At 75.0% G+C, this 24,256-nt stretch carries 23 protein-coding genes, 1 tRNA gene and 1 pseudogene; 13 read left to right on the top strand and 12 right to left on the bottom strand.

Going from position 1 to position 24,256, the window contains the following annotated elements; all coding sequences use genetic code 11:
- Nucleotides 1–294 precede the first annotated feature (294 nt).
- Nucleotides 295–720, bottom strand: a complete 426-nt coding sequence (locus HC251_RS07610; protein WP_219944699.1) for a hypothetical protein — start codon at nucleotides 718–720, stop codon at nucleotides 295–297.
- Nucleotides 721–803: 83 nt separating this feature from the next.
- On the opposite strand from HC251_RS07610, the gene HC251_RS07605 reads away from it, so the two are divergent.
- A complete protein-coding gene (locus HC251_RS07605; protein ID WP_219944698.1) occupies nucleotides 804–1,775 on the top strand; it encodes a GNAT family N-acetyltransferase in 972 nt (323 codons plus the stop codon).
- 79 nt (nucleotides 1,776–1,854) lie between these two features.
- Here the strand turns inward: HC251_RS07605 and HC251_RS07600 are convergent, their stop codons facing one another.
- Nucleotides 1,855–2,970 (bottom strand): acyl-CoA dehydrogenase family protein, encoded by a 1,116-nt coding sequence (locus HC251_RS07600; protein WP_219944697.1) that lies wholly within the window; start codon nucleotides 2,968–2,970, stop codon nucleotides 1,855–1,857.
- Between the two features lie 70 nt (nucleotides 2,971–3,040).
- On the opposite strand from HC251_RS07600, the gene HC251_RS07595 reads away from it, so the two are divergent.
- Entirely contained in the window at nucleotides 3,041–3,316 is a 276-nt protein-coding gene (locus tag HC251_RS07595) for a type II toxin-antitoxin system Phd/YefM family antitoxin (protein ID WP_219944696.1), read from the top strand.
- Nucleotides 3,313–3,717 carry a type II toxin-antitoxin system VapC family toxin gene (locus HC251_RS07590; RefSeq protein WP_219944695.1) on the top strand — a complete coding sequence of 135 codons (405 nt, stop codon included), beginning with the start codon at nucleotides 3,313–3,315 and terminating at the stop codon, nucleotides 3,715–3,717. The genes HC251_RS07595 and HC251_RS07590 overlap by 4 nt, the downstream gene beginning before the upstream one ends.
- 94 nt (nucleotides 3,718–3,811) lie before the next feature.
- Here the strand turns inward: HC251_RS07590 and HC251_RS07585 are convergent, their stop codons facing one another.
- Together HC251_RS07585 and ung are read right to left on the bottom strand one after the other, a co-directional pair.
- Nucleotides 3,812–4,693, bottom strand: a complete 882-nt coding sequence (locus tag HC251_RS07585) for an LLM class flavin-dependent oxidoreductase (RefSeq protein WP_219944694.1) — start codon at nucleotides 4,691–4,693, stop codon at nucleotides 3,812–3,814.
- Nucleotides 4,694–4,712: 19 nt separating this feature from the next.
- A complete protein-coding gene (ung, locus tag HC251_RS07580; protein ID WP_219944693.1) occupies nucleotides 4,713–5,381 on the bottom strand; it encodes a uracil-DNA glycosylase in 669 nt (222 codons plus the stop codon).
- A 55-nt stretch (nucleotides 5,382–5,436) separates the two neighbouring features.
- Between ung and HC251_RS07575 the strand changes: the two genes are divergently transcribed.
- Both HC251_RS07575 and HC251_RS07570 read left to right on the top strand, forming a co-directional pair.
- Entirely contained in the window at nucleotides 5,437–6,057 is a 621-nt protein-coding gene (locus HC251_RS07575) for an MBL fold metallo-hydrolase (protein WP_219944692.1), read from the top strand.
- Nucleotides 6,054–6,440, top strand: a complete 387-nt coding sequence (locus tag HC251_RS07570) for a hypothetical protein (RefSeq protein ID WP_219944691.1) — start codon at nucleotides 6,054–6,056, stop codon at nucleotides 6,438–6,440. Before HC251_RS07575 ends, HC251_RS07570 begins: the two co-directional genes overlap by 4 nt.
- A 97-nt stretch (nucleotides 6,441–6,537) precedes the next feature.
- Here the strand turns inward: HC251_RS07570 and HC251_RS07565 are convergent, their stop codons facing one another.
- Nucleotides 6,538–9,171 carry an RND family transporter gene (locus HC251_RS07565; protein WP_219944690.1) on the bottom strand — a complete coding sequence of 878 codons (2,634 nt, stop codon included), beginning with the start codon at nucleotides 9,169–9,171 and terminating at the stop codon, nucleotides 6,538–6,540.
- Between the two features lie 95 nt (nucleotides 9,172–9,266).
- On the opposite strand from HC251_RS07565, the gene HC251_RS07560 reads away from it, so the two are divergent.
- Nucleotides 9,267–10,379, top strand: coding sequence for an aminotransferase class V-fold PLP-dependent enzyme (locus HC251_RS07560; RefSeq protein ID WP_219944689.1), 1,113 nt, complete (start codon nucleotides 9,267–9,269; stop codon nucleotides 10,377–10,379).
- Between the two features lie 91 nt (nucleotides 10,380–10,470).
- On the opposite strand, the gene HC251_RS07555 is transcribed toward HC251_RS07560, so the two are convergent.
- From HC251_RS07555 to HC251_RS07540, 4 genes are all read right to left on the bottom strand, one after another.
- A complete protein-coding gene (locus HC251_RS07555) occupies nucleotides 10,471–11,550 on the bottom strand; it encodes a hypothetical protein (RefSeq protein ID WP_219944688.1) in 1,080 nt (359 codons plus the stop codon).
- A 310-nt stretch (nucleotides 11,551–11,860) separates the two neighbouring features.
- Nucleotides 11,861–14,827, bottom strand: a complete 2,967-nt coding sequence (locus tag HC251_RS07550; protein WP_219944687.1) for a proline dehydrogenase family protein — start codon at nucleotides 14,825–14,827, stop codon at nucleotides 11,861–11,863.
- Between the two features lie 184 nt (nucleotides 14,828–15,011).
- Nucleotides 15,012–15,446 carry a plastocyanin/azurin family copper-binding protein gene (locus HC251_RS07545; RefSeq protein ID WP_219944686.1) on the bottom strand — a complete coding sequence of 145 codons (435 nt, stop codon included), beginning with the start codon at nucleotides 15,444–15,446 and terminating at the stop codon, nucleotides 15,012–15,014.
- Nucleotides 15,447–15,487: 41 nt separating this feature from the next.
- Nucleotides 15,488–16,612, bottom strand: coding sequence for a DUF2330 domain-containing protein (locus tag HC251_RS07540; protein ID WP_219944685.1), 1,125 nt, complete (start codon nucleotides 16,610–16,612; stop codon nucleotides 15,488–15,490).
- Nucleotides 16,613–16,691: 79 nt separating this feature from the next.
- Here HC251_RS07540 and HC251_RS25950 point away from each other — a divergent pair, with 79 nt between their 5' ends.
- Complete coding sequence (locus HC251_RS25950; protein WP_219944684.1) at nucleotides 16,692–17,243, top strand: hypothetical protein; 552 nt, start codon at nucleotides 16,692–16,694, stop codon at nucleotides 17,241–17,243.
- Between the two features lie 24 nt (nucleotides 17,244–17,267).
- Here HC251_RS25950 and HC251_RS07530 read toward each other — a convergent pair.
- Nucleotides 17,268–17,342: transfer RNA gene (locus tag HC251_RS07530), tRNA-Cys, on the bottom strand.
- Between the two features lie 57 nt (nucleotides 17,343–17,399).
- A complete protein-coding gene (locus HC251_RS07525; RefSeq protein WP_219944683.1) occupies nucleotides 17,400–17,711 on the bottom strand; it encodes an STAS domain-containing protein in 312 nt (103 codons plus the stop codon).
- Nucleotides 17,712–17,988: 277 nt separating this feature from the next.
- Between HC251_RS07525 and HC251_RS07520 the strand changes: the two genes are divergently transcribed.
- The 3 genes from HC251_RS07520 to HC251_RS07510 all read left to right on the top strand — a co-directional run bounded on the left by HC251_RS07520 (nucleotide 17,989) and on the right by HC251_RS07510 (nucleotide 20,137).
- Nucleotides 17,989–19,245, top strand: a complete 1,257-nt coding sequence (locus HC251_RS07520) for a cytochrome P450 (protein WP_255566630.1) — start codon at nucleotides 17,989–17,991, stop codon at nucleotides 19,243–19,245.
- Nucleotides 19,242–19,436, top strand: coding sequence for a ferredoxin (locus tag HC251_RS07515; RefSeq protein WP_219944681.1), 195 nt, complete (start codon nucleotides 19,242–19,244; stop codon nucleotides 19,434–19,436). Before HC251_RS07520 ends, HC251_RS07515 begins: the two co-directional genes overlap by 4 nt.
- 98 nt (nucleotides 19,437–19,534) lie before the next feature.
- Nucleotides 19,535–20,137 carry a TOPRIM nucleotidyl transferase/hydrolase domain-containing protein gene (locus tag HC251_RS07510; RefSeq protein ID WP_219944680.1) on the top strand — a complete coding sequence of 201 codons (603 nt, stop codon included), beginning with the start codon at nucleotides 19,535–19,537 and terminating at the stop codon, nucleotides 20,135–20,137.
- On the opposite strand, the pseudogene HC251_RS26190 reads toward HC251_RS07510, so the two are convergent.
- Nucleotides 20,134–21,085 (bottom strand): annotated as a pseudogene (locus HC251_RS26190) (helix-turn-helix transcriptional regulator). The gene HC251_RS07510 and the pseudogene HC251_RS26190 overlap by 4 nt on opposite strands.
- Nucleotides 21,086–21,148: 63 nt before the next feature.
- Between HC251_RS26190 and HC251_RS07495 the strand changes: the two are divergent.
- Genes HC251_RS07495 through HC251_RS07485 form a run of 3 tightly spaced genes read left to right on the top strand, consistent with a single transcriptional unit; the run spans nucleotide 21,149 to nucleotide 24,232 of the window.
- Complete coding sequence (locus HC251_RS07495; protein WP_219944678.1) at nucleotides 21,149–21,547, top strand: DUF3224 domain-containing protein; 399 nt, start codon at nucleotides 21,149–21,151, stop codon at nucleotides 21,545–21,547.
- Entirely contained in the window at nucleotides 21,544–22,704 is a 1,161-nt protein-coding gene (locus HC251_RS07490; RefSeq protein WP_219944677.1) for a DNA glycosylase AlkZ-like family protein, read from the top strand. The genes HC251_RS07495 and HC251_RS07490 overlap by 4 nt, the downstream gene beginning before the upstream one ends.
- Nucleotides 22,697–24,232, top strand: a complete 1,536-nt coding sequence (locus tag HC251_RS07485) for a N,N-dimethylformamidase beta subunit family domain-containing protein (RefSeq protein ID WP_219944676.1) — start codon at nucleotides 22,697–22,699, stop codon at nucleotides 24,230–24,232. The genes HC251_RS07490 and HC251_RS07485 overlap by 8 nt, the downstream gene beginning before the upstream one ends.
- Nucleotides 24,233–24,256: the final 24 nt, after the last annotated feature.

The raw sequence follows: 24,256 nt of genomic DNA, 5'->3' as shown, positions 1-24,256 counted from the left end.
CGGTCGGGCCCGCCGCGAGAGCGGCGCGGGCCCGACGGAGCAGACGGCCGGTGCGGGCCGTGGTGGCGGCCTGCTCCCGTGCCTGCCGGCGGTCGGCAACGTAGGTGTCGAGTGCGTCGTGCGTCATCACGATGCCTCCTTCCGGTGCCACCGGTCCGTCCGGTGACAGGGATCATCATCGGGCTCTGAAGCACCCCGTCACATCGGACGGATGACGTATCTCTGACGGACGGACCTACGTAGGGCGTCGGTCACACCCCTACGCAGGGGCGCCCACCCCGCTGACCTGGGGCGTCAGGCCTCGTCGCCGACGGCTCCGATGGCCCGGAGGTACTCGAAGCGGGTGTCGAGGACGGCGACCACGTCCTCGTCGGCCAGCTCGGGGCGCTCGTCGGCCACGCGGGCCAGGACCCGGCCCACGGCGCCGTCGGGGTCGACGACCTCGTCCTCGTCGCCGTCGGCCACCTCCTCGGCGGTGGCCGCCTCCAGCTCCTCGGCGTCGACCCGCAGCACCCAGCGGACGTCGTCGTGGCTGATCCGGGCGGCGACGTCGTCGGGCAGCCGGTCGGCGATGAAGGCGATGGCCTCCTCCAGCTCGTACACCGACGGGGCGACCCGCTGCTCGAGCAGCACCACCTCGCGGCCCACGGCGTAGAAGGCGATCCCGACGACGAGGGCCAACCCGACCAGGACGAGCAGCACCACCAGGACGGTGGTCATCGGGGCCGCTCGTCGCTCTCGCTCACGCCCTGATCTTGCCAACTCGGGGGTCGGGACCGGCGGTCGTGGACCAGGATCGGGGCGTGCTGGCCCCGGCGACCGCGGACGACGAGCCCTTCCTGTGGGAGATGCTGGCCCAGGCCGCCTTCCCCGACGGCGGCCAGCACCCGCCCGAGCTGCTGGCCGACGACCACCTCCGGCGCTACCTCGACGGCTGGGGCCGAGCCGGCGACGTCGGCCTGGTGGCCTGGGAGGACGGGCGGCGGATGGGCGCCAGCTGGCTGCGCCTGATGACCCCGGAGCGCCCCGGCTACGGCTTCGTCGACGCAGCCACGCCCGAGGTCTCGGTCGCCGTGGTCGACGGGGCCTGGGGCCGCGGCCTGGGCCGGTCGCTCATGCTGGGCGCCCTCGACCTGGCCGCCGCCCACGGCCACGCCCGGGTCAGCCTCAGCGTCGCCCTGACCAACGTCCGGGCCGCCGGGCTCTACCTGTCGCTCGGGTTCGTCGCCGTCGGCCCCGACGGCGAGGGCTCGATGACGATGGTCGCCCCGTCCGCTCCCGCTCCCCCTCCGGGCCCGGACGACGCCGGTGCCGGGCCCCCGACGGCGCGGCCCGCCACGGTCGACGACGGCCCGGCGCTGGCGCGCCTCCGCCAGGTCATGTTCGCCGGGATGGACGTCGTCGACGAGGGCGACTGGGTGCTGCCCTTCGTCGCCATGTGGCCCGGGGAGCGAGCCGCCGGCCGGTGGTCCGGCGCCGTGGTGCCCGGACCCGACGGGCGCGCCGTCGCCTCGGCCCTCGCCGTCACCTACCCGTCGCCGCCCGGTCCCGGCCGGCCCGACGGTCGGGTGGCCCACGTCGGCTCGGTCGCCACCGACCCGGCCTGGAGGCGGCGAGGCGCGGCCCGCGCCGCCATGGCGCTCCTGCTCTCCCACCTCGACCAGGCCGGCGTGCAATCCTCGACCCTCAACGCCTCACCGGCGGGGTCGGGTCTCTACCTCGACCTGGGGTTCAGGGTCGGACGAGGTCAGGCCATGCGCCGCCCCCACCCCTGACGCGACGAGCTCGGTGGCAGATGGGGGATGGTCGTCCCCCATCTGCCACCGAGCTCGCAGCAGTCAGGTCAGATCGGGCCTACAGGCCGATGCGCTGGGCGAGCAGCTCGCGGTGGTAGGTCGGGTCGCCGAACAGCAGCTCGGAGCTCTTGGCCCGCTTGAAGTACAGGTGGGCCGGGTGCTCCCAGGTGAAGCCGATGCCACCGTGGATCTGGATGTTCTCGGCGGCGGCGTGGAAGTACGCCTCGCTGCAGTAGGCCTTGGCCAGGGAGGCGACCGAGGGCAGCTCGTCGTTGAGCTCCGAGGCGCACCAGCCGGCGTAGTAGGCGGCGGACTTGGCCGACTCGACCTCGAGCAGCATGTCGGCGCACTTGTGCTTGATGGCCTGGAACGAGCCGATGGGCCGGCCGAACTGCACCCGGTCCTTGGCGTACTGGACGGCCATCTCGAGGCACAGCTGGGCGCCACCGACCTGCTCGGCGGCCAGGGCCACCACGGCGAGGTCGAGGGTCTTCTCCAGGACCGACCAGCCCTGGCCGTCGGTGCCGATGAGCGTGGCCGGGGTGCCGTCGAAGGTCACCTTGGCCTGCTTGCGGGTCTGGTCCATGGTCGGCAGGGCCTCGCGGGTGAGGCCCGAGGCCTCGGCGTCGACCGCGAACAGCGACGTGCCGGCGTCGGTCTTGGCCGCCACCAGGATCAGGTTGGCGACGTGGCCGTCGAGGACGAACATCTTCTCGCCGGTGATGGTGTAGGCGTCGCCGTCCTTGGAGGCGGTGGCGGTGATGCCGCTCTCGTCCCACTTGCCGTTGGCCTCGGTGAAGGCCAGCGTGGCGATGGTCTCGCCCGAGGCGATGCCGGGCAGGTGGGCCTTCTTGGCCTCCTCGTCACCGGACTGGAGCAGGGCGGTGGCGGCCAGGGCCACGGTCGCGAAGTAGGGGGCGGGCAGCAGCCGGCGGCCCATCTCCTCGAAGATGACGACCAGCTCGATGAAGCCGTAGCCCGAGCCCCCGTACTCCTCGGGGATGGCCAGGCCCTGGAGGCCGAGCTGCTCGGCCATCTGGGTCCACACGGCGGGATCGTAGCCCTGCTCGGTGTCCATCTGCTCGCGCACGGCCGTCTCGCTCGACTTGTTCTCGAGGAACTGGCGCACGACCTTGCGCAGCTCCTCCTGCTCGTCACTGAAGGCGAAGTTCATGGACGGGATCCTGACCGGGCGGTCGGGTCCGGGCGAGCCGCCCCTGTGTACATGCGCGTACACTCCGACGATGGCCGAGACCGTCCCCGTCCGCACCTTCCGGGCCAACGCGGCCACGTTCCTGCGCCGGGCCGAGGGGGGCGAGCGCATCGTCGTCACCGTCGCCGGGCGGCCGGTGGCCCAGCTCGGGCCGCTCGACCCCGCCGGCGACGTCCCGACGATCGAGGACCTGGCCGCCCGGGGGCTGGTGGTGCCGGCCCGACGGTCGGACCGGCCCCCGCCCGACGTCCGGGTCGACGCCTTCGGCAGCCGCCTCGACCGCCTCGTCGCCGAGGTCCGCTCGTGACGCTGGCGCTGGACACGACGGCGCTGCTGGGGCGGTTCCTCACCGGGCCGCACCGGCAGGTGGTGGTCGACGCCATGGCCGCCGACCCGGTGTGGTGCGCCTCGGCCCTGGCCCTGGCCGAGGCCCTCCCGCTGGTCGACCGGGTCACCGACAACCCCGTCGACCGTGACCGCCTGCGCCGGGCCCTCCGCGACGACTGGGAGCGCACCCACGTCGTCCCCGTCGACGCCCTCTGCCTCGACCGGGCCGCCGAGCTGGCCCGCGAGCAGCCGCTGCGCACCGTGGACGCCCTCCACCTGGCCGCCGCCGACCGCCTCCCCCCGCCGGTCACCTTCGTCACCTTCGACCCCCGCCAGATCCCCGTCGCCCTGGCCCTCGGCTTCGACGTCGTCAGCACCTAGCCGGGACGCCACGGGCGCCGAGATCGACCAGCCGGCCGGCGGGTCGCCACCGTGCGGTCGGAGTGGGTCTGACCCACTCCGACCGCGCGCCGGGTCAGCGGGCGGCGACGACCTCGGCGGTGGCGTCGAGGCAGCGGCGGTCGACGGTGCCGGGGACGAGGACGAGCTCGTCGACCCCGGCGGCCTCGGCGTCGTCGAGGACCCGGCCCAGGTCGTCGGGCGTGGCGACCCAGCACTCGGCGGCCATGGCGTCGGCGAAGTCCGCGCCGAAGATGGCCAGGTAGCGGGCGGCGAACGCTCGCAGCGTGGCGAGCGGCTCCTCGACGCCGACGACGTAGAAGCAGCCGCTGAGCTTGCGGGGCGGGGGGCGGCCGGCCTCGGCGAAGACCCGGTCGGCCAGCTCGTTGGTGCGCCGCATCTCGTCGCCCCGGCCGGCGACGCTGAAGCCGGTGACGCCGTCGGCCCAGGCCGCGGCCCGAGCCATCGAGCGCGGCCCCATGGGCGAGCCCAGGATCGGGACCCCGCCGGGGCGGACCGGCGGCGGGCCGACCGGGTCGGCGCCGGGGAACGGCGGCTCGCCGGCCAGCAGGGCACGGACCGACGCCACGCACTCGTCGAGGCGGGCGTGGCGGCGCTCGTCGGACGCCTCGGCGGCCCGGTAGTCGTGGCCCCGGCCGCCGACCCCGACGCCCAGGGTGAAGCGCCCGTCGGCCAGGTGGTCGAGCGTCGCCACCTGCTTGGCCACCAGCGTCGGCGGGTGCATCGGCAGGATCCAGATGTTGGCGATGACCTCGACCCGCTCGGTCACCGCCGCGGCCGCGGCCAGGGTGGTGGCGATCTCGGGGTTGTCGAAGGTGATCCGCTCCCCTGCCGACACGCTGGAGAAGGGGCCGGTGTCGATGCCCCGGCTCCAGTCGACGGTGGTGCCGGGCCCGTAGCCCGGGGCCATGGTGGGCAGGGCGACGCCGACGTCCATCGGCGGAACCTAGACCCGTTCAGCGCGGCGGGATCGACCAGTCGACGGGCTCGCGGCCGGCGGCCTCGAGGGCGGCGTTGGCCCGGCTGAAGGGGCGGCTGCCGAAGAAGCCCCGGTGGGCGCTGAGCGGCGACGGGTGGGGCGCCTCGATCACCACGTGCCTGGACGTGTCGACCAGCGCCTTCTTCTTGCGGGCCGAGGACCCCCAGAGGATGAACACGACCCGCTCGGGCTTGGCGTCGACGGCCCGGATGACGGCGTCGGTGAAGGTCTCCCACCCCTTGCCCTGGTGGGAGGCGGGCTGGCGGGCCCGGACGGTGAGCGTGGCGTTGAGCAGCAGCACGCCCTGGCGGGCCCAGGCGTCGAGGCAGCCGTGGTCGGGTCGGGGGATGCCGAGGTCCGACTCGAGCTCCTTGTAGATGTTGACCAGCGACGGCGGCACGTCGACCCCCGGCCGCACCGAGAAGCACAGCCCGTGGGCCTGGCCCGGCCCGTGGTACGGGTCCTGGCCGAGGATCAGCACCTTCACGGCGGCGTACGGGGTGAGGTGCAGCGCGGCGAAGACGTCCTCGGCCGGGGGGAACACCTCGTGGCGTCGGCGCTCGTCGTCGACGAAGCTCCGCAGCGCCCCGAAGTACGGCTGCTCGAGCTCGGCCCGCAGGATCGGGTTCCAGTCGGTGGTCGCCATGCGGCCTCGGACCCTAGGCGCCGCCCCGGGCCCGGATCGGCGGCAGACTGGAGCCATGGCCCCGCCCTCCGAGACCCAGATCTGGTCCGCCACCGGCCTCGAGGTCCACCAGGTGGTGGTGGGCCCGATGGACAACAACGTCTACGTCGTGCGCTGCACCGAGACGGGCGACGCCGTCCTGCTCGACGCGGCCAACGAGCACGAGCGGCTCCTCGACCTGTGCCGGGCCCTCGGCGTCCGCCGGGTCCTGGAGACGCACGGCCACTGGGACCACATCCAGGCCGTCCCCGCCCTGCGCGACGCCGGCTACGACGTCGCCGTCACCGAGGCCGACGCCGGGATGCTGCCGAGCTACGACTCCACCATCGACGACGAGGACGTCATCGAGGTCGGTCGGCTCCGCCTCCACGCCCTCCACACCCCGGGGCACACGCCGGGGTCGGTCTGCTTCACCGTCGAGGGCACCCCGCTGCTGTTCAGCGGCGACACCCTGTTCCCCGGCGGGCCCGGCAACACCTCGTTCGAGGGCGGCGACTTCGTCACGATCATGCGGTCGCTCACCGACCGGCTCTTCACCCTCCCCGACGAGACCGTCGTCCTGCCCGGACACGGCGACGCCACCACCATCGGCACCGAGCGGCCGCACCTCGACGAGTGGGCCGAGCGCGGGTGGTGAGCGGCCCCGCCCTGCCCTCCCCGCAGCGCCCCCTCGATCACACGCCGGTCCACACCGACGACCTGCCGGCCACGCCGATCCGGGACCGGGCCATCCCGGCCACGGCGTGGGTCGAGGCCCCCGCCGACCTGTTGGCCCTGGGCGCCGACCTGCCCGATGCCCCGGTCGCCCGCTACATCCGCCGCATCGGGCCGTGGATCCTGTGGCGGGCGGGGCCGCCCAACAAGGGCGACGCCCGGATGTGGGCGGGCCGGGCCGACGACCTGGGCGTCACCCACACGTTCCGGATGTTCGCCGACGGGACCGGCGACGGCGTCGGGCCGTCGGGGGCCAGCCACCAGCGCTTCCGGGCGTGGAAGGAAGACCTCCGCGACGCCGGCTGACGGCACCATTCGTGGGGGTCAGGTCTTGGTGGTGGCCACGTCCTCGGGTCCGATGGTGCCCGGGCGGTGCACGGATGGTGCCAGGCACCCGTGCGGGTCAGCCGGTCGGGGTGGGAGTGGTGACCTCGGCGCCGCCGAGGTCGGGGGTGTCGGGCTGGGACTCGTCGTGGGTCTTGGTGGCGTGGGCGATGATCTCGGGGTCGATCATCCCCCGCGAGACCCAGCCCCGCTGCTCGGCCCACACCATCACCGGCGGCAGGATCACGAGCGCCGAGAGCAGCGCGACCAGCACGTTCATGGCCACGATGATCCCGAAGTCGCGCAGCAGCGGCAGCGACGACGTGGCGATCACCCCGACGCCCACGATGGCAGTCATGGCCGAGACGATGAACGCCCGCCCGGTGCGGGCGGCGACCACGTCGGCAGCCGCCTGCGGGGTCAGGCCTCGCTTCCGCTCCTCGAGGAACCGCAGGAGGATCAGCGACGTGAACTCGGTGCAGACCGCGATGACGAGCGGCCCCCCGACCGCGGTCATGGGGCTCAGCTTCAGGCTGAGGGCGAAGGCCACCAGCGACGCCGCGCCCACGGCGATCAGCACCGGCACGAGCGACAGCAGCGACCGCACGATGCTCCGCAGCCGGACCGTGAGGAAGAGGAAGACGAAGAGGATCGACAGGTAGGTCAGCAGGACCCGGTTCGACTCGAGGTTCTCGAGCAGCCCGACGCCCACCACGGCCAGCCCCGAGGGCGTGGCCCGCACGTCGCCCGGCGGGTCGGCCGTCTCCCGGATCTCGTTCACCATCTCGGCCCGCTCGTCGAGCGAGCTCGGCCGGGTCGTGAAGAGGATGTTCATGGCGTGGTCGTCGCCGGTGTTGGCCACGGTGAAGGTCTTCACCGCGTCCGGGGCCGCCTCGTACGCTGTGCGGATCTGCTCACCGGTCGGGGCCACGTCCGAGGTCCCCTCGATCTCGGTCAGGAAGCTGATCGGGGTGAGGATGCTCGACGCACGGTTCAACAGGTCGGGGTACTCGGCCAGCGTCTCATTGGTGAACGAGTGGAGGTACTCGACGTTCTCGTCGGTGAACAGCTCCTCCTCGGTCTCGCCGGTCACGTAGATCCCGAGCTCGCTGGAGGAGTCGACCTCCTCCTCGAGGGTGGCGATGTCCTTGCGGTTCTGGGACTCTTGGTTGACCCACTGGACGGGGTCGGTCTGGAGCGTCAGCTTGTCCTCCACGACGATCCCGCCGACGAAGATCACGAGGCTGGCGGCCATGAGCGGCGGGGCCACCCGCGGCGAGAGCGAGCCCAGCCACACGGTGAGGCGGCCCAGGGCGCCCTCGCGGAAGTCGCGGCCGGTGGTCGGCGACCGGTACTCGCGGATGCCGAGGGCGGCCAGCGGCAGGATGATCGACCCGAGGCAGATCACGGCGACGCCGATGCAGAGGAGCAGGGCGAAGTCCCGGATCATCGGGACCTTGGCGAAGCGCAGGGCGGCGAAGGCGAACACGGCGTCGAAGGTGACGACCAGCAGGGCCGGGCCCAGGTTCCGCGCCGTCTCCTGGATCGGGTGCGACGCCCGGTCGATCACCACCTCCTCCTCGATCCGGGCGTGCATCTGGATCGCGTAGTCGATGCCCACGCCGAGCATCACCGGCAGCCCGGCGATGGTCACCACCGACAGGGGGATGCCGAGGTAGCCGGCCAGGCCGAAGGCCCAGATGACGCCGACGAGCACCACCGCGAGGGGCAGCAGCCGCCAGCGCACGTCGAAGAGGACCAGCAGGATCAGGACCATGATCGCCACGGCGATGGCGCCGAGGCGCAGGATCCCGCCCTTGAGGTAGTCGTTGATGTCCTTGAGGAGGACGGGGGCGCCGGTCACGGTGAGCTCGGCCCCCTCGATCTCACGGTCCTCCCAGACCTCCTTGACGGCGACGGCGCCCGCCCCCTCGACCTCGATGTCGGCGTTGCCCTTGAGCCGCACGATCATCTGGGCGTGGGTGTCGTCGGGGAAGAAGGTCCGCAGTGACTTGCGGATCTCGCCGGTGTTGTCGTGGAGCAGGAAGTCGACCCATTCGGGGTTGGTGAGGACGGCCACGTCGGGCTCGGGGGCGAGGTCGCCGTCGGCGTCGAAGCCGGGCTCGTCGCACGGCTCCCGTCGCTCGTCGGGCACCTGCTCGGGGGTGATCAGCGGGTTGGCGATGCCCAGCAGGCGGCACGCCGTCCGATCCTGGTCCAGGTAGCGGAGGATCTGCTCCTCGCTGCCCGGCTCCTCGGCGTCGATCGCCGCCTGGAGGACGGTGCCGGCCACGGACTCGGTCGGCAGGCCGGCCCGCTCGGACGGGTCGGCGTAGGAGTTCTGGATGAGGCGGTCGGAGAACTCCAGGCCAGTGAGCGGGGTCACCACCGACTCGACGTTCGGGTTGGCGGCGATCTCCTCGGTGGCCTCGAGGATGGTCTCGCGGTTCTCCCCGGTCGTCAGGTCGACGACCGTCGAGCCCTCCTCCATGGTGAAGAGCACGATCATGATCTGGCCACCGAAGAGGTCCTGGTACGCCACGTTGTCCTTGGCGACCTGGTCCCCCTTGTTCAGGTAGCTGTCCTGCCCGGTGGCGAACTCCAGCTGCGTGATGCCGAGCCCCAGGGCGACCGTGACCACGAGGCCCACGATCGAGACCAGGCCCGCCCGCCTCCCGAGCTCCACCGCGAGCCATGACCAGAATCGCTGCACGTGGGGCTCCTCATGTCGGCGTCCGCCGCCCGCCCGCTTCCGGTGCCCGGCGACGGCCCGCGCTCACCTCGCGGGACGGGCGGCACACTAGCCACGTGCCCCCTCCACCAACCCGGCCGCCGCTCCCACGCGACCAGTTCCCGGCATCGGAGAGGCTCGTCTACCTCGACAGCGCCTACGCCAGCCCGCTCCCCGTCGTCGCCGCCGAGGCCGTCGCCGCCGACGCCCGCGACGCGTCCCGGCGGGGGGCGCTCGCCCTCGACGACCGGCTCGCCCGCCGGGCCCCGCTCCGCGCCCGCGCCGCCGCCCTCCTGGGGACCGACACCGACGACGTGGCCCTCGTCGCCAACACCACCCACGGGCTGGGGCTGGTGGCGGCCGGGCTCGACTGGCGGGAGGGCGACCGGGTGCTCGTCCCCGCCGACGACCACCCGACGACGATCCTGCCGTGGGAGGCCCAGGCCCACCGGGGGGCGACCGTCGAGCGGGTCGCCGCTGGGAGCGGGTCGGTCGCCGAGGCCCTCACCGCCGCCCTCGACGGCCGCACCGACGTGCGGGTCGTGACCCTGTCGTGGGTCCAGGCCCACGACGGCGAGCGCACCGACCTGGCCGCCCTGGCCGAGGTGGTGCACGCCCACGGGGCCGTCCTGTGCGTCGACCTCATCCAGGGCGCCGGCGTGCTGCCGGTCGACCTGGCGGCGTGGGGCGTCGATGCCGCGGCGGCCGGGTCCCAGAAGTGGCTGCTCGGCCCGCACGGGATCGGCGCCCTCGCCGTCACCCCGTCCCTCCGTCAGCGCCTCGCCCTCGTGACGGCCAGCAAGGGCTCGCTCGCCGCCGGGGAGACCGCCGCCCGGCTCGAGTCCGGCGCCCCCAACCACGCCGGTGTCGCGGCGTGGGGGGCGGCGCTCGGCCTCCTCGCCGATGCCGGCGCCGACGCCGTGTGGGCGTGGGTCGACCACCTCGCCACCCGGCTGGCCGACGGGTGCGCCGCCGCCGGGCTCGACGTCGTCTCGCCCCGGAGCGACGGCGCCCGCTCCGCCCTGGTGACCGTGGTCGTGCCGGGTCAGCCGGCCGACAGGGTCGTGGCGCGGCTGGCGGCCGCCGACGTGGTGGCGTCGGCGCGCGGGCCGGGCGTGCGGTTCTCCCCCGCCGGCTGGAACGACGAGGCCGACGTCGACGCCGCCCTCGCCGCCCTGGTCGCCCTGTAGCCCCCGTCCTCGCCGTCGCCCGTCCCTCCGCCGGGGACGATCGCAGGGACCCGGGCACCCGGGTCCGTCCTCGGCACGCGGCCGGGTTGGGTCAGAGGAAGCGGCGGTGGCGGGTGAGGGCGCCGGCGAGGGCGAGGGCCAGGCCGCCGCCGAGCACGAGGAAGAGGCCGGTGCCGAGGCTGACGTCGAAGTCCTCGATGCCGTTGGCGCTGCTGATCTCGAACGCACCGAGGCCGAGGGCCACGACGCCGAGCCCGACCATCGCCACCCGCAGGACGAGCGAGCGGGCCCCGCCGATGAGGAGGGCGGCGATGACGGTGGCCACGCCGGCGATGCCGAGCAGGACCTTGGCGTCGCCGCTGGCGGCCCAGCCCGACACGTCGCGGCCCTCGACGGCGATCCACGGCAGGAACACGCCGATGGTCACGAGGGCGGCGGCGACGAGGCCCACGATCCCGCCGGGCAGGTTGCCCCGCTCGTCGAGCACGGCCGCCCCCGGCGTCCCCAGCGTGCCGGCCGAGACGGGCGCGCCCGGGGAGGCGGGCGCCAGCGGGTCCCACGCCGGGCGGTCCCAGGCGGGCGGAGCCTCGGCTGCGGCGGGGGCCGCCGCCGGGGACGGGCCCACGGCGGTGGCGTCGGCCTCGGGGGCCCACGCCGGGGCGGGGGCGCCGAGCACGGCGGTGGCGTCGGCGGCCGGGGCGGTGGGCTCGGGGGCGGTGGCCGTGCTGGCAGCGGTCGACGGGCCCACGACGAACGGGCCGACGGTCCCCGGGTCGACCGGTTCCGCGTCCGGCTCCGCCGAGACGGGCTCACCCGTCGATGGGGGGGCCCACGAGGGCTCCGGCTCCGACCGGGGCCCAGGGCCGGGAGCGGGGGATGGGCCGGGCTCGGGCGGCGGGACGGGCTCGGGCTCCGGTCGGGGGGCCGGGCCCGGCGCTCCGGCCGCCGGGTCGGCCGCCGGCGGGGCGGCCCAGGCGGGGACGGGGGCGGTGCCCACCACGTAGCCGGGCTCGTCGGTCGGCTCCGGCACCGGCGCGCCCGGTGCGCCCGCCGCGGTGGGGGGCGGGGGCGCCGCCGGGGCGGTGCGGCGGGGCGGCGGGGCGGTGAAGGTGAAGGCGGTGCTCTCGGCCGCCACCGGACCCGCCTCCGAGGGCACGGGGGTGCGGCACACGGGGCACAGGGTCTGGTGGGCGAGGACCGGTTCGTGGCACGAGGGGCAGCTGCGATCGCTCACAGGAGACCGTCTACCCCGGATCGGGCCCGCTGCCCACCCGTCGACGCCACCTCGGGCGCCCCACCCCGAACCTTGTCCGGAAGTCCCCCTCCTCGGCAGGGTTCCGGACAAAGCTGCGGCGGCCCCGGCGAACCTTGTCCGGAAGTCCCCCTCCTCGGCAGGGTTCCGGACAAAGCTGCGGCGGCCCCGGCGAACCTTGTCCGGAAGTCCCCCTCCTCGGCAGGGTTCCGGACAAGGTTGCGGGGGGTCAGGGCTCGGGGGCGAAGCCCTGGCGGACGGTGTTCTCGCTGGTGGCCCGGGGGTCGAGGAGCTGGTGCAGGTAGTCCGGGCCGCCGGCCTTGGAGCCGACGCCCGACAGGCCGTAGCCGCCGAAGGGGTGCCGGCCCACGACGGCGCCGGTGATGTCCCGGTTGACGTAGACGTTGCCGGCCCGCAGCTCCCGCACGCACCGCTCGACCGTCGACGGCGAGCGGCTGCACACCCCGGCGGTGAGGGCGAACGGGGTGTCGTTGGCGAGCCGCAGGGCGTCGTCGAGGTCGGCGGCGCGCAGCACGGACAGGACCGGCCCGAAGTGCTCCTCCCGGGCCAGCGACGAGGCCGGGTCGACGTCGGTGACGACGGTGGGGCCCACGTACCAGCCCCGGTCGGGGACGTCGTGGCGCGCCAGGGCCACCGTCCCGTGGGACGAGGCCGACGCCACCACGCCCCGCAGCCGCTCCCAGGCGTCGGCGTCGATCACCGGGCCGACCTGGGTGCCCATCTCGGCGGCGGGGCCGACGACCAGCTCGCGGGTGGCCTCGACCAGCCGGGGCACGACGGCCTCCCACGCCCGGTCGAGGACGATCAGCCGGGACAGGGCGGAGCACTTCTGCCCGGCGTAGGCGAAGGCCGACCGCAGGGCGATGGGGACGACCTGGTCGGGGTCGACGTCGGCGTCGACGACGAGGGCGTTCTTGCCGCCCATCTCGGCGATCACCCGCTTGACCAGGTGCTGGCCGGGGCGGACGGCCGCGGCGGCGGCGTTGATGGCCAGCCCCACCTCGCGCGACCCGGTGAAGGCGATCACGGCGACGTCGGGGTGCTCGACCAGGCGGGCGCCGACGTCCTCGCCCCGCCCGGGGAGGAACCCGAGCACGCCCGCCGGCAGCCCAGCCGCCTCGAACGCCTCGACCAGCGACCACGCCACCCCCGGCGACTGCTCGGCCGGCTTGAGGACGACGGGGTTGCCGGCCACCAGGGCGGCGGCGGTCATCCCGCAGGGGATGGCGAGGGGGAAGTTCCACGGGGCGATGACCGCGGTGACGCCCTTGCCCACGTAGCGCAGGCGGTTCGCCTCGCCCGGCGGCGACTGGACCGGGCCGCCGGCGTCGAGCCGCAGCATCTCGCGGGCGTAGTACTCGCAGAAGTCGACGGCCTCGCACACGTCGGCGTCGGCCTGGTCCCACGGCTTGCCGACCTCGTGGACCTGGCGGGCGGCGAGGGCGTCGCGCCGGGCCCGCATCCACGCCGCCGCCCGGAACAGGACGGCGGCCCGGTCGGGGGCGGGGGTGGAGCGCCACCGCTCCTGGACGGCGACGGCGGCGGCCACGGCGTCGTCGGCCTCGGAGGCGCCACAGGCGGCGGCGCGGGCGACGACCCGGTCGGGCCGGTCGGGGTCGACCGAGTCGATGGTGGCCGTGGTGCGCACCCGCTCTCCGGCGATGACGGCGGGGACGGTGAGCACGTCGGCCTCGCCCGCCGTCGCCACCTCGGCCGCGAACGCGTCCCGGGGGGCGGGCCGGCGCCACTCCCGCAGCGGCTCGGGGGCGTAGGGGGCGGGATCGGAGGGGTCGGTCTCGCGCCGGTCGACGGTGTCCAGGCCCGGGATCGTGTCCACGTCGGGGGCGGCGATCAGGCTGTCGAGGTCGTCGCCCTCGGCGAAGCGGTGGCGGACGAAGGACTCGTTGCTCGTGTTCTCCAGCAGGCGGCGCACGAGGTAGGCCATGCCCGGCACCAGCTCGCCCACGGGGGCGTACACCCGCAGCCGCAACCCCATGCGCCGGATGGCGTGGTGGATGGGCTCGGCCATCCCGTGGAGCATCTGGATCTCGTAGCCCTCGTCGGGGATGCCCGACTCCCGGGCGTACTCGACCGCGTAGGCCAGCGACCGGAGGTTGTGGCTGGCGAAGGCGGCCCGCACCGCACCGTGGTGGTCGTGGAGGAGGCGGACGCAGCGCTCGTAGCTGGCGTCGGTCTCGTCCTTGTCCTCGAACACGGGGACGGGCCAGCCCGCGGCCCGGGCCTGGATCGTCTCGGTGTCCCAGTAGGCGCCCTTCACCAGCCGGACGGTGACCGGGCGCTGGCGCAGGGACGACACGGCGATGACCTCGGCCAGGTCGTCGCGGCTGTCGCGCAGGTAGGCCTGGATCACGACGCCGAGGTCGACGTGGAACAGCTCGGGGTCGGTGGCCAGGTCGCGGAACAGCCCGAGGGTGAGGTCCTTGACGTCGGCGTGCTCCATGTCGACGTGGACGGTGGCGCCCCGCTCCCCCGCCCGCAGGCAGATCCGGCGGAGCCGCTCGCGCGCCGAGGCCAGGCCGTGGGCCCGGGTGAGCGGCTCGTAGTGCACGGCGAGGGCGGTGGGCTTGACGCTGACGTTGACCCGCGGGCGGGGGCCGAGGTCGTCGGCCTCGAGCAGCGGCTGGTCGGTCCAGCCCGGGGCGGCGTCGGCCAGGGCGTCGAGGACCTCGATGACCCGGGCGGCGTAGCGGTCGGCCTCGGCGGCGACGATCGTCTTCTCGCCCAGCAGGTCGACGGTCGTGGCGATGCCCGAGGCCCACAGCCGGCTCGCCCCCTCGACGGCCTCGGCCGCGGTCTCGCCGAGGATGAACTGCTCGGCCATCCGGGTGATGTTCCGGCGGGCGACCCGGGCCTCGACCCGCTTGCCGAAGGGCACGTGGTCGGCGACGTCGACGCCGAGGTCGAGGGCCTTGGGCACGCCGACGCCCGACATGTACTCCCCTAGGTGGCGGGCCACGTCGTCGTCGCCGTCGAGAGCGGGGAACACGTCGACGAACCGGAAGAGCTGGGCCTTGAACTCGGGGTGGTCCATGGCCCAGTCGAGGAGCCGCTCGCTCCACCACGACATGCGGTAGACGGCGCTGCCGCCGTCGTCGCCCAGGGCGGCGATGCGGCGGGCGGTGGCGGCGACCCTGTCCTCCAGCGCATCCGGCACGCGCGGCACGCTACCCACGCCACCCCCTCCCCGAACTCGGTGGCAGATGTCGGATGTCCGTCCGACGGATGCCACCGAGCTCGAGCTCAGACGTCGACGACCTCGACGAGGCCGGTCATGCCACGTCCGCCGACCCCACCCGCCGCCCTGAGCGGCGGCGTCGGCGGACGGGGTCGCGACGGGATCACGTCTCGACGACGTCTACGAGGCCGACCATCCCGAAGTCTTCGTGGCGGGGGAGGTGGCAGACGATGCGGGTGGGCTCGGCCGCGTCGAAGGCGAACACGGTGGCGCCGGTCTGCCCGGGGCCGAGCGAGACCTCGCCGGGCACGGGCGGGTGGGCCTCCTCGGTCCCCCGCTCGTGGCGCAGGTGGACCGACTCGGGGCCGACGACCAGCTCGTGGCCGATGGGGTCGGTGTTGCGGACCACGAAGCGGACCTGCGTGCCCTCGTAGACGCGGATGCGGTCGGGGTGGAAGCGGCTGTCCTCGATGGTGATGGTCACCGTCGTGGTGCCCGGGCCCCGGATGGGACCGGTGGGCTCCTCGGCGGCGTCCACGGCGTAGGCGCCGCCGGTCACCGCCCCGCCGACGAGCAGGGCGGCGGCGGCGGTTCCCATCAGGCCACTCGGCTGGCGCCTCGCCGGCCGGCCGACGCCCCTCACGCCGACTCCCGCTGGCGGACGGCCGGCCCGGCCGGGGTGGCCATGAGCCGCACCAGCAGCCCGCCCCCGAGCACGGCGGCGGCGGCCGCCGCCCCGACGGCCACCGGCCACCAGGCGATGCCGCCGTCGTCGCCCTCGACGGGCACCGCCTCGCGGGCGGGGATGCCGGCGTCGGCGACCTCCGGAGCCGCGTCGTCGTCGGTCGACACGGCCAGGTCGTAGTCGAGCTCGCCGGCGTCGGCCTCGAGCGGCAGGTGGGTGAACCACATCTCCTGGGGCACCCACTCCATGCCCACGTCCGAGCGCAGGTCGTCGAGGAGGTCGGGCCCCGCCTCCTCGCTCCGCGCCAGCTCCAGCCCCTCGCCGCCGGCCAGCAGCTGGGGCCGGTCGTCGGTGAGGAGGAAGACGTCGGCCGCGACCTCCTGGTCCTCGTCGAGGCCGAGGCCCAGGATCCGCAGCGGGACCCACGGGTCGTCGGTGGGGATCGTCAGCATGATCGGGGTGCCGTCGCCGGCCTGCTGGCCCAGCTCGGCGGCCCGGGAGGCGTCGAAGCGGGCGGCCATGAAGATCTCGCTGCGCTCGGCGTAGAAGTCGAGGACCTCGGGGGCGTCGGGGGTGAGCAGGAACCCGTTCTCGACGGCCCACTCCCCGACCTCGTCGCCGCCGCCCTCGAGGACGGTGATGTCGAGGGCGTCGATCTCGGCCTCGAGGATCACCTGGGCGCCCTCCTCGGCATCCCCGCCCGCCCCGCTGGAGAAGGCCAGGTCCTCGTCGGGCGGCGGGGCCACCTCCTGCTGGAGCCGCTGGAGCGTCCAGTCGCCGCCCCGCACCACCTCGCTGGGGACGTCGGGCAGGGGGATGATGCTGCCGACCTCCTCGCCCTCGCCGGTGAACTCGAAGGAGGTGACGTAGCGCTCCACGCCGTCGTGGTACGCCGCCAGCGTCGTCGTGCGGACCAGCTCGATGGTGCCGTTCTCGCCGACGAGCCCGCCGCAGGCGACGGCCGGGCCGGCGGCCAGGGCGGTGGCCACGCCGGCGGCGGCGACGGCCCCGACGGCCTGGGCCAGGCGGCGACGGCGACCCGGGTGGTGGGGTCGGTGGTGGGCGGGGTCGGTGCGCATGGTCCGGGCCTCCGGGGGTGGGCGACACGGGTCCGACGGACCGATCCCCCCGCTGGTTCCCGGCTCCTACGCTGCGCCGATGCCGAGCCTGCCCCCCGGTTGGACCGTCGCCGGCGCCGCCCCGTGGGAGGTGCACCGCCGGTGGGTGACCCGGCTGGGCCGGGAGACCTTCGGCCGCCGGGTCGGTCGTCGGTTCCGCCGCTCGGGCAGCAACCTCGACCTGGCCGACGGCGTCGGGTGCGTCCCGGACCTGGGTGAGATCCTCTTCGCCCTGGTGGCCTTCGTGGTGATCGTGCTGCTCGCCATCTTCGTGCTGCCCGTCCTGGTCATCGCCGTGGAGGTCGTGCTGGGCCTCGTCGCCCTCCTGCTCGGCCTGGTCGCCAAGGTGCTGTTCCGGAGACCGTGGGTGATCGACGCCTTCGCCGCCGACGGCACCCACCTGCGCTGGAAGGAGGTCGGTTGGCGGACCGCGACCGAGCGCCGGGACGAGATCACCCGGGCCCTGGCGCACGGCGTCATCGCCCCGGGCGGCGAGCTCCTCCACACCGACGCCACCGTGGCCGTCCCGCCGCCGACGGCCCCGCCCCCCGACTGGGACGGCCGGACCGGCCCGTTCGGCGGGGGCCGCTGAGGGCCCGCCCGCCGGTGGGATCGTTGGAGGCGCCGCCGGGAATCGAACCCGGGTTGATGGATTTGCAGTCCATTGCCTAAGCCACTCGGCCACGACGCCAGGAGTCGGTGACCCTAGCCGCCACCCCCGCGCCCACCCACCGACAGATGGGGCGGCTCAGGGATCGGTGGTCACCCGGAGCACGCCCCGGAGCCCGCTCACGTCGAACAGGTTCCGCACCGGGGCGCTGGGGTGGGCGATCTCCAGGGTGCGCCCCCCGGCGGCGGCCCGCCGCTGGGCGTCGACGAACACCCGCAGGGCGCTGGAGTCGCAGAAGGCCACCCCGGCCAGGTCGAGCACGACGTCGACCGTGCCGATGTGCTCGGTGAGGACGGAGCGGAGGCGGGGCACGGAGAACACGTCGACGTCGCCCGACAGGGCCACCACGACCACCCCCTGGGCCAGGCGCGAGCGGTCGACGTCGATCACGACCCCGATGGGGCCGGACGTCTCCGCAGCCCGGGACACCTTCACCGCTGCCCCTCGTGCCCGCTCGGCGGCCGGGGGAAACGGCCCTCGCCGGCATCGGTGGCGGCGGTCTCGACGCCCGTCGGGTCCCCTCCGTGCCTCTCGACCCCTCCGGCCCGTCCGGACCCCCGGAGGTGGCCCACCCGGACCAGTCGACGACCGCCCCCCTCCGCCTGACCCGCGGGTCAGGTCAGCCGCTACCGTGACCTCCAGCACACACCGAACAGGGGACTGCCGCGTGAGCGACGACAACGGGGCTCGGCCGGCGCCGAGGCCCAGCCCGGCCGACTGGGCCACCGACTTCGACCACACCCACGACGACTACGCCGCCGCCGCGCCCGAGATCTGGGACGACCTGCGCCAGCGCTGCCCGGTCGCCCACACCGACCGCTTCGGCGGGGCGTGGCTCCCGACCCGGCACGACGACGTGTCGGCCATCGCCCACGACACCACCCACTTCACGTCGAACAGCGTGATCGTGTCGGACTTCAAGCCGCACATCCCCGCCCCGGTCGGGTTCGCCCCGCCGATCACGTCGGACCCGCCGTTCCACGAGGTGGCCCGCCGCCTGCTCCTCCCCGCCTTCTCCCCCAAGGCCATCCGTCCGCTGGAGGAGACGACCCGGGCCCTGTGCCGGGGCCTGATCGACGCCATGCTCGGCGAGGCCGGCGTGGGCGACGTCGTCGACGCCGCCACCGCGTACAGCCAGCACATCCCCGTCGGCGTCATCGCCCACATGCTCGGCGTCCCGCCCGAGGACGGCGACCGCTTCCGCCTCTTCATCCACCGGATCCTCGAGAAGCCGGGCCAGAACGGCCCGACCGACACCGAGGACACGATGATCTTCTACCTCGACAAGGTCATCGAGGATCACCGGCGCGAGCCCAGGGACGACCTCATCGGCTACCTGCTGGGCCTCGAGCTCGACGGGAAGCCCCTCTCCGACGACCACGTGGTCGGCACCGTCGCCCTCCTCCTCATCGCCGGCATCGACACCACCTGGTCGGCCATCGGCGCCAGCATCTGGCACCTGGCCCAGCACCCCGAGCACCGCCAGCGCCTGGTCGAGGACCCCGATGTCATGCCCTTCGCCGTCGAGGAGATGCTGCGGGCCTACGCCCCGGTGACCATGGCGCGCATCGTCGCCGAGGACGTCGAGATCGGCGGCCAGCACCTGGCCAAGGACGACTGGGTGCTGCTGCCGTTCCCCGCCGCCAACCGCGACCCCGAGTTCTTCGACCGGGCCGACGAGGTCGTCCTCGACCGGGAGAAGAACCGCCACTCCGCCTTCGGGCTGGGCATCCACCGCTGCCTCGGGTCCAACCTGGCCCGCATGGAGCTGCGGGTCGCCCTCGAGGAGTGGATGGCCCGGGTGCCGGACTTCGAGCTGGCCCCCGACACGACCGTGCGCTGGTCGACCGGCCAGGTCCGGGGGCCGCGGGAGCTGCCCCTCCGCCTGCTCCGCACGGCCGAGCCGGCCGGGGTGGGCGCATGAGGATCGCCTACGACCGCGAGGCCTGCCAGGGCCACAACCGCTGCTACCTCCTGGCCCCCGAGCTCTTCGACGTCGACGACGAGGGCTACGCCATCCTCCTGGTGACCGGGGACGTGCCCCCCGAGCTCCACGACAAGGCCCAGCTCGCCGTGGACAACTGCCCCGAGTACGCGATCGAGCTTCGCTCGTAGACCCGTCGGTCGCGGGCTGCCGCCAGGCCCGCCGGACCTGGAGGTCGTCCTCCGGCAACGCGTCGGCGTCGCGGCACCAGCGGCGCCAGGCTGGGGTGGTGGACGAGGGACGGCGGGTCGTGGGGGCGGCGCAGGTGCTGGCCGAGCGGGACGACCTGCGGGCGGTGGTGTTCGTCGAGGGGGCCAGCGACCACGCCGCCCTCGCCGCCCTCGCCGTCCGGCAGGGCCGCGACCTCGACGCCGAGGGCATCGCCGTCGCGCCCATGGAGGGGTTCTCCGGGATCGGTCGGTTCCTCGCCCTCTTCGGCCCGGCGGGACGGGACCTCCGGCTGGCCGGGCTGTGCGACGAGGCCGAGGCCTGGTACGTCGGCGGACGGCTGGCCGGCGCCGGCGTCGACGACGCCACGTTCCACGTCTGCCACCCGGACCTGGAGGGCGAGCTGCTCCGGGCCGTCGGCCCCGACGGCGCCGTGGGCGTCCTCGACGCCATGGGCGACGCGGCGGGCTTCCGCCGCTTCCAGCGCCAGCCCGCCCAGCGGGAGCGGCCGCTCGCCGCCCAGCTCCACCGCTTCCTCGGCACCCGCAGCGGCCGCAAGGTCGTCGCCGCCCGGGCCCTGGTCGACGCCCTGCCCCTGGACCGGGTCCCCGGCCCCCTGCTCGCCGTCCTGGCCGACGCCCGACGCGACGGGCCCGGGCCCTAGCGTCGGTTGGCGGCCAGGAGGGTCTCGGCGTGGGCGCGCAGGGCGGCCCCGAGCGCGGGCGGTTCGAGGACCTCGACCGGCACGCCGAGCCCGGCCAGCCAGGCGGCCATGTGCGGGAGGCTGCTGCCACCGAGCTCGACGATCGTGGCGTCGGGCCCGTCGGGCCGGTGGACTCCCGTGGTGCGGGTGATGAGCGTCTGGGCGTGGGCCAGCGGGACCGCCAGCCGCACCGTCGCCTGCACGGCGTAGGGCGCCACCGCGTTGGCCCGCTGCACCAGGGCGACCGGGTCCGGCGGGTCGACGATCGACGGGGTGGCGGGTCGTGCGGACCTCGCCGATGCGGTCGACGCGCAGCGTGCGCCAGGCGTCCCGGTCGACGTCGCGGGCCACGAGGTACCACCGCGGCCCCATGCGCACGAGGCGGTACGGGTCGACCCGGCGCTCGGTCTCGCGGCCCTCCCGGTCGACGTAGCCCAGGCGGATGCGCTCGGACTGGCGGCACACCCGGGCCAGCTCGACCAGCAGCCCGGCGTCGACCCGGTCGGGCGGGCGGCCGTGGAGCTCGGTGGTCACGCTCTGGATCGACCGCACCCGTTCGACCAGCGGCGCCGGGAGGACCTGCTCGAGCTTGGCCAGGGCCGAGACGGTCGCCTCGTCGAGGCCGCTCACGCTGCCGTCGGCCGCCGCCCGCAGGCCCAGGGCCACGGCGACGGCCTCGTCGTCGTCGAGGAGCAGCGGCGGCAGGCGGCCGCCCCGGCCCAGCTGGTAGCCGCCGTGCGGGCCGACCTCGGCGTCGACGGGGTAGCCCAGGTCGCGCAGGCGGGCGACGTCGCGGCGTACCGTGCGGGGCGTGACCTCGAGCCGCTCGGCCAGCTCGGGCGCAGTCCAGGTGGGCCGGGCCTGGAGGAGCGAGAGCAGGCGCAGGAGGCGCGCCGAGGTGTCGGCCACGGGGACCATCTTCGTCGCTGATGCGGACCGAAGCTGTCCGCATCGGCTCCTACGGTCCCCGACATGACGACGATGACCCCTCTGACCGCCACCTCCACCTTCACCTCGTGGGACGAGGAGCCCGGCTGGGGCGACGACGCCCCGGTCCCCCGCCTGGCCCACGCCAAGGTCGTCTTCGCCTACACCGGCGACCTCGAGGCCACCTCCGAAGCCCACTTCGCGCTCTACTACCGGGCCGACGGCACCGGGACCTCGCAGGGGTTCGAGATCGTCACCGGCACCCGGGACGGGGCCGAGGGCACCTTCGTGCTGCACCACGTGGACGACTTCGACGCCGACGGCGTCCGGTCGACCCACACGGTGGTGGAGGGGTCGGGCACCGGCGCCTTCGCCGGTCTGACCGGGTCGGGCTCCTACCAGCTCGGCCACGGCACCAAGGAGTGGGAGTGGTCGCTCACGTGAGCCGGACGGGCGGTGCCGTCCCCGACGTCGGCCGGGACCGGGTCCTCGCCCACCGGGTCGCGGCCCACCAGCTCGACCGGGCGGGCCCCACCACGGCCACCGCCCTGGCCATCGTCGACCTCGGCGTCCAGGACACACCGGCGGGCTCGGCGGCCCAGTCGCTCGCCGCCCGGCTGCCCGACGGAGCCGCCGGCGACGGTGCGGGGGGTGCCGGCGGCGTCGACACCTCCGACGGGCGGCGGTGGACGTCGGTGTGGGGCGTCCGGGGCGCGCCCCACGTCCACCGCCGCGGCGACCTGCGGGCGCTCGCCGCCGCCCTCTGGCCGATCGACGCCGACGACGCCGCCGCCCGGCTGGCCGGCACCGGCACCTCCTTCCGCAAGAGCGGCGTCGACTCGCTGGAGGTCGTGCGCCTCACCGCCGCCGCCTACGGGGAGGTCGTCACCGACGAGATGCCCAAGGGCGAGGCCAGCGCCGCCCTCACCGAGCGGGTGCCCGACGTGGCCGTCTCGTGGTGCCGGGGCTGCCAGGCACACCACCTGTCGGACCAGCTGATGCGGGTCGCCGCCCTGCCCGGCGGGGCCCGGCTCGTGCCCGGTGGCACCGCCACCCTCGCCCCCATCCCCGGCTGGCCGGGCCTCCCCGAGGGGCGGGCGGGCACCGAGGACCTGATCACCGCCTACCTGACGCTCAACGGACCGACGCCGAGGGGCGACGTCGCCACCTACCTCGGGACCACCCAGAAGGCCCTGGCCGACGCCTGGCCCGACGACCTGGAGGAGGTCACCGTCGACGGGCGCAAGGCGGTGACCCTCCCGGCCGTGCTGGACGCCCTGGCCGAGGCCCCGGCGCCCCGGGTCACCCGCCTCCTCCCCCGCGGCGACCCGTGGCTGCTGGCCCGCGACCGCACGCTCACCGTCCCCGACAAGGCCCACCACAAGGTCCTCTGGCCCATGCTCGGCCACCCCGGCGGCGTGCTCGTCGACGGCGAGGTCGTCGGCGCCTGGCGCACCAGGGCCACCGCCACCCGCCTCGACGTCACCATCACCCCGTTCACGTCGATCCCGAAGGCCCGCCGGGCCGAGGTCGAGACCGAGGCCCGGCTCGTCGCCACCCTGCGCGACCGCGACGACGTGCGAGTCTCCTGGGGTGACTGAGGCAGCTGCGGATCTGGAGGTCGAGGCCGAGGGGGCGGTGGGGGTGATGGCGTACTGCTGGCCGCTGTCGGTGGGAGCGGGCGCCGCCGGCGAGGTCGGGCTGCACGTGTCGTCGCCGGTGCCGCAGGTGCACGTCGAGGTGGCCCGGGTCGGGGCGACCCGGGACGTCGTCTGGTCGGGCGAGGTGGCCGCCGGCGACCACCTCCTGCCGCCCGAGGCCGACCTGGTGGGGTGCGACTGGCCGGTGGCCGCCACCATCCCGGTCGACCCGGCCTGGCGGTCCGGGTTCTACGACGTGGTGGTGCAGCCGGTCGGGGTGGTCGGGTCGCCCCACAACCGGGCCTTCTTCGTGGTCCGCCCGGCCGACGACCCGGCGACCCGGGCGCCGATCCTCGTCGCCCTCAGCACCAACACGTGGAACGCCTACAACGACGTCGGGGGCGGCAACACCTACACCGGCAACGTCACCGCCTCGTTCCGGCGGCCGCTGGCCCGCGGCCTGCTCCACAAGCCGGGCGGGGCCGGGCGCCGGGTCCCCGTGCTGGACCCGCCCGATGTCGGCATGCACACCCACGTCACGTACCTGCTCGAGAACGCCCTGACCCAGTGGGCCGGCTCCTCGGGGTGGCCGAACTACGAGGCCCCGTTCCTGGCCTGGGCCGAGGAGGCCGGCTACGACGTCGACGTCTGCACCAACGCCGACCTGGAGCGGCCCGACGCCCTCGACGGCCACCGCCTGCTGCTCAGCGTGGGCCACGACGAGTACTGGTCGTGGCCCATGCGGGACACGGTCGAGGCCTTCGTCGAGGGCGGCGGCAACGTGGCCTTCCTGTCGGGCAACACGTCGTGGTGGCAGGTGCGGCTGGAGGGCGAGGACGGCGACACCATGGCCGCCTACAAGCAGCGCTTCGAGGAGGACCCGGTGCTCGGCACCGACCGGGAGCACCTCCTCACCTCCATCTGGCCCGACACCCTGATCGGTCGGCCCGAGAACCACATGACCGGGGTGAGCTTCGCCCGGGGCGGCTACCACCGGATCGGCAGGCGGTCCCCGATGGGTGCGGGCGCCTACACCGTCGTGCGGCCCGAGCACTGGCTGCTGGCGGGCACCGAGCTCGAGTACGGCGACCTCCTCGGCGCGGCCGGCACCGCCGTCGGCTACGAGTGCGACGGCTGCGCCATGGCCATCGGCCCCGACGGGCGGCCCGTGCCAACCGGGGAGGACGGCACGCCGGCCGACTTCGAGATCGTGGCCGTGGCGCCGGCCGCCCCCTTCGACCGGCGGACCGCGGTGCGCCCGGTCCCCGACGACGAGCTCTCCGAGGCCGAGTTCCACGCCTGGCGGGTCCTCGGCTCCCACGACGCCGCGACCACCGAGCGCCTGGCCTACGGGTCGGCCGTCCTCGGCACCTACACCCGGGGCGGCACCGTCGTCACCGTCGGCTGCACCGAGTGGGCCGCCGCCCTGGCCGACGGCGACCCCCAGGTCGAGACCGTCACCCGCACCATCCTCGACCGCCTGGGCTAGCCACCCGGACGGCGATCCCGCGGC

This window comes from Iamia sp. SCSIO 61187, assembly GCF_019443745.1.
Taxonomy (GTDB): Bacteria; Actinomycetota; Acidimicrobiia; order Acidimicrobiales; family Iamiaceae; genus Iamia.
Note: the sequence above shows the minus strand (reverse complement) of the source record. Positions and strands in the feature narration are given on the sequence as shown.